This is a genomic window from Protofrankia coriariae (genome assembly GCF_001017755.1).
Lineage (GTDB): Bacteria > Actinomycetota > Actinomycetes > Frankiales > Frankiaceae > Protofrankia > Protofrankia coriariae.
Map to the genome: position 1 here is coordinate 94,368 of NZ_JWIO01000002.1, position 9,054 is coordinate 103,421.

At 73.1% G+C, this 9,054-nt stretch carries 9 protein-coding genes and 1 pseudogene; 7 read left to right on the forward strand and 3 right to left on the reverse strand.

The window, feature by feature from the left end; translation table 11 throughout:
• Nucleotides 1-189: 189 nt before the first annotated feature.
• The 3 genes and pseudogenes from FrCorBMG51_RS01480 to FrCorBMG51_RS01485 all read left to right on the forward strand — a co-directional run bounded on the left by FrCorBMG51_RS01480 (nucleotide 190) and on the right by FrCorBMG51_RS01485 (nucleotide 2,698).
• A complete protein-coding gene (locus FrCorBMG51_RS01480) occupies nucleotides 190-1,197 on the forward strand; it encodes an NAD(P)H-dependent glycerol-3-phosphate dehydrogenase (RefSeq protein WP_047221351.1) in 1,008 nt (335 codons plus the stop codon).
• A 311-nt stretch (nucleotides 1,198-1,508) separates the two neighbouring features.
• Nucleotides 1,509-1,676, forward strand: a pseudogene (locus FrCorBMG51_RS34355) (D-alanine--D-alanine ligase A); the annotation flags it as partial.
• Nucleotides 1,677-1,912: 236 nt separating this feature from the next.
• Nucleotides 1,913-2,698, forward strand: a complete 786-nt coding sequence (locus FrCorBMG51_RS01485) for a D-alanine--D-alanine ligase family protein (protein ID WP_275452037.1) — start codon at nucleotides 1,913-1,915, stop codon at nucleotides 2,696-2,698.
• 49 nt (nucleotides 2,699-2,747) lie between these two features.
• On the opposite strand, the gene FrCorBMG51_RS01490 is transcribed toward FrCorBMG51_RS01485, so the two are convergent.
• Nucleotides 2,748-3,209, reverse strand: a complete 462-nt coding sequence (locus FrCorBMG51_RS01490; RefSeq protein ID WP_076842912.1) for a DUF3515 family protein — start codon at nucleotides 3,207-3,209, stop codon at nucleotides 2,748-2,750.
• A gap of 137 nt (nucleotides 3,210-3,346) precedes the next feature.
• Nucleotides 3,347-3,580: an Lrp/AsnC family transcriptional regulator gene (locus tag FrCorBMG51_RS01495; protein WP_013874856.1), complete on the reverse strand. Its 234-nt coding sequence runs from the start codon at nucleotides 3,578-3,580 to the stop codon at nucleotides 3,347-3,349.
• A gap of 84 nt (nucleotides 3,581-3,664) precedes the next feature.
• Between FrCorBMG51_RS01495 and FrCorBMG51_RS01500 the strand changes: the two genes are divergently transcribed.
• Nucleotides 3,665-4,645: a thiamine-phosphate kinase gene (locus FrCorBMG51_RS01500; RefSeq protein ID WP_268760508.1), complete on the forward strand. Its 981-nt coding sequence runs from the start codon at nucleotides 3,665-3,667 to the stop codon at nucleotides 4,643-4,645.
• A 119-nt stretch (nucleotides 4,646-4,764) separates the two neighbouring features.
• Entirely contained in the window at nucleotides 4,765-5,637 is an 873-nt protein-coding gene (gene thiD, locus FrCorBMG51_RS01505; protein WP_086055186.1) for a bifunctional hydroxymethylpyrimidine kinase/phosphomethylpyrimidine kinase, read from the forward strand.
• Here the strand turns inward: thiD and rpmB are convergent.
• Nucleotides 5,624-5,812, reverse strand: coding sequence for a 50S ribosomal protein L28 (rpmB, locus tag FrCorBMG51_RS01510; RefSeq protein ID WP_013874853.1), 189 nt, complete (start codon nucleotides 5,810-5,812; stop codon nucleotides 5,624-5,626). The two genes, thiD and rpmB, sit on opposite strands and share 14 nt — an antisense overlap.
• 193 nt (nucleotides 5,813-6,005) lie before the next feature.
• On the opposite strand from rpmB, the gene recG reads away from it, so the two are divergent.
• Together recG and rsmD are read left to right on the forward strand one after the other, a co-directional pair.
• Complete coding sequence (gene recG, locus FrCorBMG51_RS01515) at nucleotides 6,006-8,468, forward strand: ATP-dependent DNA helicase RecG (protein WP_047221469.1); 2,463 nt, start codon at nucleotides 6,006-6,008, stop codon at nucleotides 8,466-8,468.
• 105 nt (nucleotides 8,469-8,573) lie between these two features.
• Nucleotides 8,574-9,054: 16S rRNA (guanine(966)-N(2))-methyltransferase RsmD (gene rsmD, locus FrCorBMG51_RS01520; protein WP_235433225.1), on the forward strand; the 481-nt coding region annotated here is incomplete at its 3' end.

Below are 9,054 nucleotides of genomic sequence, written 5' to 3' on the forward strand. Positions count from 1 at the left end.
CGGGCGCCGGCCGGGTCACGCCCGATCCGGCAATCTTCGATCCGGCGGCATCCAGGCCGGCGATCTTCAGACCAGCGGTCTTCAGGCCGGCAGCCTTCGGCCTGGTCGTCTTCGGTCCGGCGATCCGCGGCCGGTGGCCCGCCGTGGTGGATCCCCGGCCGCGCGGACCGCTGCCGGCAGGCGGTCCGGATGAGGCGGGCGGCTGTTCTCTGCGCCGGGTCCTGGGGGACCGTCTTCGCCAAGGTGCTCGCGGACGCCGGAGCCGGGGTCACGCTGCTGGCACGCGAGCCCGACGTGGTCACGTCGATCAACCGCTTCCACACCAACCCCCGCTACCTGCCCGGCCTGACGCTGCCGGACCGACTTGACGCCACGCTCGAGGCCGCCGAGGCGCTGCGCGGGGCCGAGCTGGTCGTCCTGGCCGTGCCGTCGCAGGTGCTGCGGGCCTGCCTGGCGCGGTGGGCCCCGCTGGTGGAGCCGTCCGCGGTGTACGTGAGCCTGATGAAGGGCATCGAGTTGGGCTCCCAGCTGCGGATGAGCGAGGTGATCCAGGAGGTCACCGGAGCGGCCCCGGAGCGGATCGCCGTGGTCAGCGGCCCGAACCTGGCCCGGGAGATCGCGGCCGAGCAGCCAGCCGCCACCGTCGTCGCCAGCGTCAGCGATCGGGCGGCCAGGGCGGTCCAGACAGCCTGCTGGACGCCCTACCTCCGCCCGTACACGAACCCGGACGTGATCGGCTGTGAGCTCGCCGGCGCCGTCAAGAACGTGATCGCGCTGGCCGCCGGGATGGTCGAGGGCATGGGGTTCGGCACCAACACGATCGCCTCCCTGATCACCCGGGGGCTGGCCGAGACGACCCGGCTCGGTGTGGCGCTCGGCGCCGACCCGTTGACCTTCGCCGGGCTCGCCGGCATGGGCGATCTGGTGGCCACCTGCTCGTCTCCGCTGTCCCGCAACCGCACCTTCGGGGAGAAGCTCGGCCGGGGCGTGCCGCTCGCCCAGGCCAACGCCCAGCAGCACCAGGTCGCCGAGGGCGTCCGCTCCTGCCGTCCCGTCCTGGACCTGGCCCGCTCCCTGGACGTCCAGATGCCGATCACCGAGCAGGTGGAGCGGGTCATCCACGAGGGCCTGGCCCCGCTGGACGCGGTCAAGGAACTGATGAGCCGGGAGCCCGGCCCCGAGTACCGCGCCGGCTGACCACCCCCCAGCCACCCCTGGCCATCCCCGACCCCGCGCCACGGACACCGCCCACGACCGGCTATCCGCCAAACGCGCCCCCAAACCCCGGTCGGGTTCCCGTGATCGAAGGAATGAGTAAGGAAACGGCTGTTATGGCGACCGTTTGTTCCCTCGTTCTCATGATCCGGCGATGACCGTTCATGTATTTCTTGTTGATTGTTTGTTTTTGGTTGATTTTACGACGGTTTTGTGTTGCCTGAACGGTGTTTACAGGTGGACTCGCTGTGGGGTTCGGCGGGACGCGGCCGGGCATCGGTTAGGGTCCCGTCATGCCTGGCTCTCCGCCGCGCCGGACCCGGATCGCCGTCCTGTACGGCGGCCGCAGCACCGAGCACGCGATCTCCTGTGTCTCGGCTGGCAGCGTCCTGCGAGCCCTGGACCGGCGGCGTTATGACGTTGTCGCTGTCGGTATCACCCCCGATGGCCGATGGGTGCTCGGCCCGGACGATCCGGACGTGCTCGCCGTCCGCGACGGCGTGCTGCCCGCGGTCGACGCCACCGCCAGGCCGGTGGTGCTGCCAGGTGACCCCACCGTGGGCGGCCTGATAGCGCTCGACGGGGCGGCGGCCTCGGCGGGCCCCGGCCCCGCNCGGGCCCCGGCCCCGCCGACCGCGATACCGCCGGTCGCGGTACCGCCGACCTTGGCGCCGTTGGCCTTGGCGCCGTCGACGTGGTGTTCCCGCTGCTGCACGGGCCGTTCGGTGAGGACGGCACCGTGCAGGGGCTGCTGGAGATGGCCGCCGTCCCCTACGTCGGCTCCGGGGTGTTCGCCAGCGCCGCGGCCATGGACAAGCAGTACATGAAGATCCTGCTCGCCGCCGCCGGGCTCGACATCGGCCCGTACACGGTGCTGCGCGCCGGGCAGGACCTGAGCGGCGACGACCGCGAACGCCTCGGCCTGCCCGTGTTCGTCAAACCGGCCCGGGGCGGGTCGAGCATCGGCATCAGCCGGGTGGACGCCTGGGACGACCTGGCGACCGCGCTGAAGGCCGCCCGCGCCGTCGACCCGAAGGTGCTGGTCGAGGCCGCCGTCGTCGGCCGTGAGGTCGAGTGCGGCGTGCTCGGCAGCCTCGACGGCGGCGGGCCGGAGGCGAGCCTGCCCGCGGAGGTGACGGTGGCCTTGTCCGCGGGGTCCGCGGGCTTCTACGACTTCGAGGCCAAGTACCTTTCGGACGCGGCCCGCTTCGACGTCCCGGCGAACCTGCCCGCCGAGGTCACCGCCGCGGTCCGTCAGATCGCCGTGCGGGCGTTCGCCGCGCTGGACTGCGCGGGCCTTGCCCGGGTGGATGTGTTCGTCCGCCCGGACGGCTCGGTCGTCGTCAACGAGGTGAACACCATGCCGGGGTTCACCCCGACCTCGATGTTCCCGCGGATGTGGGCCGCCACCGGCCTGGACTATCCGCGGTTGGTGGACCGGTTGGTCGCGCTGGCGACCCGTCACGGCACGGGGCTGCGCTGATCCCCGTCGCCTCCCTCCGTCGCCGCTGCCGCCGGCTGGCCGGCCGCGCTCAGGCCGTCGTCGACCGTGTCGCGTCACGAACCAGCGCGGCGAGCGTGGCCAGCACGTCGAAGGCCTGGACGGACGCGGGGAGCAGCAGCACAACCTGCGGACGCCGAGTAGGCGTAGAGTAGCGGACGGTGTCGCCGCGTTCCTCGGCGAACCAGCCGACGTCGTCGACCACCGCGAGCGTCACGTCAGGCCGGTAGCCGGGAGCGACCCCCGACACGCCGCAGGAGAGCACCGCCGGCGGGGAGCCCCAGGCCGCGACGAACGGCGACGCCGGCCGGACCTCGCGACGCTCCAGGCCCGGCCCCAGGGATGACGGCAGGGCGGCGCCGAGGGTGAGGCAGGCCGACCGTTGCTCCCCGGCCGGATCCGGAGCGCCGTTGACCGTGACCGGGCCAGGGGCGCCAGCACACGCGGTGAGCGGAATCACAACGGCGAGGGCCATGATCTGAGCGAGGAGCACGACCGGCCACCCGGTCCGTCGCCCGACCGCTGGCCCCGGTGACCCGGCTGGCCGACAGGGCCGCGCGGCCGATGACCGCCCTGCCCGTACCCTGTCGTCCCGGCCGGTCATGACGGGGAACAGGCGCGCGCGAGGCGTCAGAAGTGCACCACCGGGCAGGTCAGCGTGCGGGTGATCCCGTCGACCGTCTGCACGCGCGACATGACGAGCTTTCCCAGCTCATCGACGCTGGCCGCCTCGGCACGTGCGATCACGTCGTAGGGGCCGGTGACGTCCTCCGCCTGGGTGACACCGGGGATCTGTTCGATCTCCTTGGCCACTGATGAGGACTTTCCGACCTCGGTCTGGATGAGGATGTACGCGTGGACCACAGAGGCTCCCTTGTCGGACGTCGACAACCCGTGCCGCAGAACAACGGGCCGACAGAAGGTAACAGGCAATCGGCTCCGGTGAGAGTGTCTGAGGTAGGGGAATTTGGTCTGATCGCCCGAGTGGCGGCCAGACTGGGCGCACCGGCGCCGCCAGCGGGTCCTGGTGACGACGCCGCGGTGGTCCTGACACCCTCCGGTTATGTGATTGCTACCACAGATCTGCTCGTGGAAGGGCGGCACTTCCGGTTTGACTGGTCCTCCCCATATGACGTCGGACGTAAAGCTGCCGCGCAGAGCCTCGCCGACGTGGCGGCCATGGGAGCCGTCCCGACCGCCCTGCTGGTCGGCCTGGCCTGCCCGCCGTCCACCCTGGTCGAGCTCGCCGAGGGCCTGGCCGACGGCCTGCGCGACGAGTGCGCCGAGGTGGGCGCGGTCGTCGTCGGCGGTGACACGGTCAGCGCGACCGAGGTCTGCCTGGCCGTGACCGCGCTCGGGGACCCGCGGGGTGCCGCCCCGCTGACCCGCTCGGGAGCACGCCCGGGAGAGTCGGTCGTCCTCGCCGGCACGGTGGGCCGCTCCGCTGCGGGGCTGGAGCTGCTGCTCGCGGGCGTGCAGGAGGGGCCCCTGGTCGACGCCCACCGCAGGCCGACGCCGCCGTACGCGGCCGGGCCGGCTCTGGCCAGGGCGGGCGCGACCGCGCTGCTCGACGTCAGCGACGGGCTGCTCGCCGATCTCGGGCATGTGGCGGCCGCCTCCGGCGTCGTGCTGGAGGTGGACGCCGACGCGCTGCGGGCGGCCGTCCCCGGCGTGGACGTCCGGCATCTGCTGACCGGCGGCGAGGATCACGGGCTGGCCGGGACGCTGCCGGCGGGCGTCGCCCCGCCGTCCGGGGTCACCGTGATCGGCCGTGTGCTGGCCGCCGACCCGGCCGCGGGCGGGCCAGGCGTGCGGGTCGTGGGCGGCAACGTCCCGCCGGACCTGCGCGGCGGCCCGCTCCGGCCACCGGGGCCGGACGGCCCGACGGCCGCCGCGCCGGGCGGCTGGGACCACTTCCGCACGTCCTGAGCTGTGACGTCGAAAACCTGGATCCGCGAGGGACGAGAACCACGTCACCGCCCCACTCGCGCACCTGTCCGCCCGTCTACCAGACGGGCGGCGTGGGGGCGGGTGGGCAGCGGTCTAGCGTGGGGACCGTGGTCTCTTTCGGTTCCGCTCCCGGCCCGGTCGCGCGTCTGCCACCGGCTCGGGTGTTGGCGATCGCGGGGTCGGACTCCGGCGGGGGCGCTGGTATCCAGGCTGATCTGAAGACCGCGCTGGCCTTCGGGGTCCACGGGATGAGCGCGCTGACCGCGGTGACGGCTCAGAACTCCCTGGGTGTGCACGGAGTGTGGGAGCTGCTGCCGGAGGCCGTGGTGGCGCAGATCCGCGCGGTCGTGGCCGACATCGGGGTGGACGCGGTCAAGACCGGGATGCTGTCGTCACCGCCGATCGTCGCCGCGGTCGCGGGCGAGCTGGCCGGGGTCGGCGTCCCCGTCGTCGTCGATCCCGTGGGGGTGTCCAAGCACGGGGATCCGCTGCTCGCGCCCGAGGCGGTGGAGACCGTGCGCACCCGGTTGCTGCCGGTGGCGACGGTGGCGACCCCGAACCTCGACGAGGTGCGGCTGCTCACCGGCGTCGACGTGCGGACCGAGGCGGACCTGCCGGCCGCCGCGCGCGCCGTGCTCGACCTCGGGCCACGCTGGGTGCTGGTCAAGGGCGGGCACCTGCCCGGCGACGCCGTGGACCTGCTCACCGACGGCCAGCACAGCGTCGTGCTCCGGGCGCCCAGGCACGACAACCGGCACACCCACGGGACCGGCTGCACGCTCGCGTCCGCGATCGCGTCGCTGCTGGCCCGTGGGGCGGACGTCCCCGATGCCGTACGTGCGGCAAAGGACTACGTCACTGGCGCGGTGGGAGCGGGTTTTCCGCTCGGCGCGGGCATCGGCCCCGTCGACCACGCCTGGCAGCGGCGACAGCCGCCACACCTGGCTACGCGGCCTGCTACGCGCGGGTGACCTTGCCGGCCTTGATGCAGGAGGTGCAGACGTTCAGGCGCTTCGGCGTCTTGCCGACGAGCGCGTGCACGGTCTGGATGTTGGGGTTCCAGCGCCGCCGGGTGCGCCGGTGGGAGTGGGAGACCGACATACCGAAGCCCGGCCCCTTGCCGCAGACGTCGCACACCGAAGACACGAGACACTCCGCCAGAGAATAGTAATGATCATGCCGCGTTCGCGGCGGTCATCCGAGGCTACCCCACGCCGCGCCGCCACCGGACACCGCCAGCCCGTGAGGCGCCCGTAAGGGCCGCCCATGAAAGCGCGTGGGCAGGCCGAACACGTGGGGCAGATCGAAGCTGTCGGCGCCGTCGGGCAGGATCGTGGGTGTGGTCGACCAGCAGACGCGGCTTCGGGACGTGGTGGGTGCGCGGACCGCCACGGCGCTCGCCGGCGCCCTGGAGCTGGAGACGGTCGGTGACCTGCTCGCCCATCTGCCAAGGCGCTACCAGGAGCGGGGGGAACTGACCGATCTCGCTGACCTCACCGTCGGTGAGGCGGTCACCATCCAGGCGCGGGTCACCAGCGCCAAGCGGCGCCCGCTGCGGGGACGCGGGCGGGAGATGCTGATCGTCACGGTCAGTGACGGTCGGCACAGTCTCGCCCTGACGTTCTTCAACCAGCCGTGGCGGTCGCGGGACCTGCGGCCGGGGGTGACCGCGTTGTTCGCCGGGAAGGTCGAGGTGTTCAACCGCCGGCGGCAGATGACCAACCCCGAGGTACAGCTGCTCGACGACACGATCCCGGGGTTCTCCGACGGCCCGGGGGAGGTCGAGCTTCCCGGGATCGCCGAGTCGGCGAGCGGGCAGCTCCCGGTTCACGCGGGCACGGCCCGTAACGGCATAGTCGGCAACGGCACAGTTCCCGCCGGTAGCGGCTCCCCGGGTACCGGTCCCACAGGTACCGGCGGGGACGGCCCAGGCGGGGACGTCGAGGGTTTCGCGGGCGGCCTGTTGCCCATCTACCCGAGCGCGGCGAAGATCCCGAGCTGGGCGATCGGCAAGTGCGTGCGGATCGTCCTGGACCTGCTGACCGAGCTCGACGACCCGCTGCCGGCCGCCATCCGCGCCCGCTACCGGCTGGTGAGCCTGCTGGAGGCGTACCGGCTGGTCCACCAGCCGTCGTCCTGGGCGGACGTCGGCCGCGGCCGGACCAGGCTGAAATGGGATGAGGCACTCGTCCTGCAGGTCGCGCTGGCACAGCGCCGGCACGACGTCGAGAAGATCGCGGCGACGCCGCGGCATCCCCGTCCCGACGGTCTGCTCGCGGCTTTCGACGCGTCCCTGCCCTTCTCACTCACCGCCGGGCAGCGCGCTGTGGGTGCCACGATCGCGGCGGAGCTCGCCCGGCCCTTCCCGATGCACCGGCTGCTGCAGGGCGAGGTCGGGTCCGGCAAGACGGTGGTGGCGCTGCGCGCGATGCTCGCCGCGGTGGACGCCGCCGGGCAGGCGGTGCTGCTCGCGCCCACCGAGACGCTCGCGGCCCAGCACCTGCGCAGCCTGCGCGCTCTGCTCGGCCCGCTGGGACGGGCCGGGGAGCTCGACGCCGCGCCCGAGGCCGCTCGGGCCGTGCTGGTGACGGGCTCGCTGGGCGTGAAGGCGCGGCGGGAGGCGCTCGCCGCTGTCGCGGACGGCAGCGCGGGCCTCGTCGTCGGCACGCACGCCCTGCTCGAGGAGTCGGTGGTATTTCACGATCTTGCTCTTGTGGTCGTCGACGAGCAGCACCGCTTCGGGGTGGAGCAGCGGGACGCGCTGCGCTCCCGGTCCGACCGTCCGCCGCATCTGCTGGTGATGACCGCCACCCCGATTCCGCGGACGGTCGCGATGACCGTCTTCGGTGACCTGGAGGCGTCGACGCTCACCGAGCTGCCCGCCGGTCGTTCGCCGATCTCCACGTTCGTCGTGCCCGCGACAGCCCCGAAGTGGGCCAACCGGGTGTGGGGGCGGATCCGCGACGAGGTCGCCGCGGGCCGGCAGGCCTATGTCGTCTGCCCGCGCATCGGTGGGGATACCAGCGACGCCGATGACGTCCCCGGGGCCGACGGCCCCGCGGCCGGAGACGTGGCCGGGGACGTGGCCGACGATGCGGCCGACCCGGCGGCCGACCCGGCGGCCGGCCCGGTGGACGGGGCGCGGCCGGACGACACCGCGTCGCGGGACGCGTCGGCGGCTGCCCGGCGGCCGGGCGCGGGCGTTCTCGACGTGCTGCCCAAGCTGCGGGCCGGCGAGCTCGCCGAGCTGCGGGTCGAGGCGCTGCACGGCCGGCTGCCCCCGGACGAGAAGGAAGAGATCATGACCAGGTTCGCCGCGGGGGAGCTGGACGTCCTCGTGGCCACCACGGTGATCGAGGTCGGGGTCGACGTGCCGAACGCGACCGTGATGGTCGTCATGGACGCCGACCGTTTCGGTGTCTCCCAGCTGCACCAGCTGCGCGGCCGGGTCGGTCGCGGCAGCGCGCCCGGGTGGTGCCTGCTGTACACCGACGCGGAGGGCGGCTCGCCCGCCTGGGAGCGGCTGTCCGCGGTGGCGGCCACCTCCGACGGGGCCGAGCTCGCCCGTCTCGACCTCGCACAGCGACGCGAGGGTGACGTGCTGGGGGCGGCCCAGTCCGGCGGCCGGCGTTCCCTGCGCCTGCTGGAACTGCTCAAGGACGAGGAGCTGATCCGCTGCGCGCGGGGCGAGGCGAGCTCCCTCGTCGATGCCGATCCGCAGCTGTCGGCGCATCCGGTCCTGGCCGCGGCGCTCGCCGCCACCCTCGACGAGGCCGCTGCCGCCTATCTGGAAAAGGGATGACCGGCGCGCGGGCCAAGGCCGGCGGGCTGTGCGCCGGCGGCCGGCGCGCACAGCCACCAGAAATCCGAAGAAAAACAAAGAAAAACGACGAGACGAAGACGGGAAATGACCAGGATCATCGGTGGGGTCGCGCGTGGGCGCCCTATTCGGGTGCCACCGGGGGGCGGGACTCGTCCGACTTCCGACCGGGCGCGGGAGGGGCTGTTCAACACGCTCGCCTCACTGGTCGAGCTGCGCGGCGCGCGGTTCGCCGATCTCTACGCCGGTAGTGGCGCGGTCGGGTTCGAGGCGTTGTCGCGCGGGGCGTCCCACGTCCTGTTCGTCGACCGGTCGGCGGCGGCGGTCCGCACCCTGCGCGCGAATGCGGCGACGCTCGGGTTCACCGGTGTGGAGATCCTTTCCCAGTCCGTCCCACGTGTGGTGGAAATCATGCCGGAGCGCGCGTTCGACATGGTGTTCCTGGATCCTCCGTACGCGCTGTCGGACAGCGCGTTGACCAGCGTGCTCGCCGGGCTGATCGCCGGTGCCTGGCTGCAGCCGGACGGGGTGTGTGTCGTGGAGCGCTCGCGCCGCAGCGGCCCGCCGG

Bases quoted from the DNA above. Each gene is read 5' to 3' on its own strand.
- FrCorBMG51_RS01480 (WP_047221351.1), top strand. From the start codon at position 190: ATGAGGCGGGCGGCTGTTCTCTGCGCCGGGTCCTGGGGGACCGTCTTC.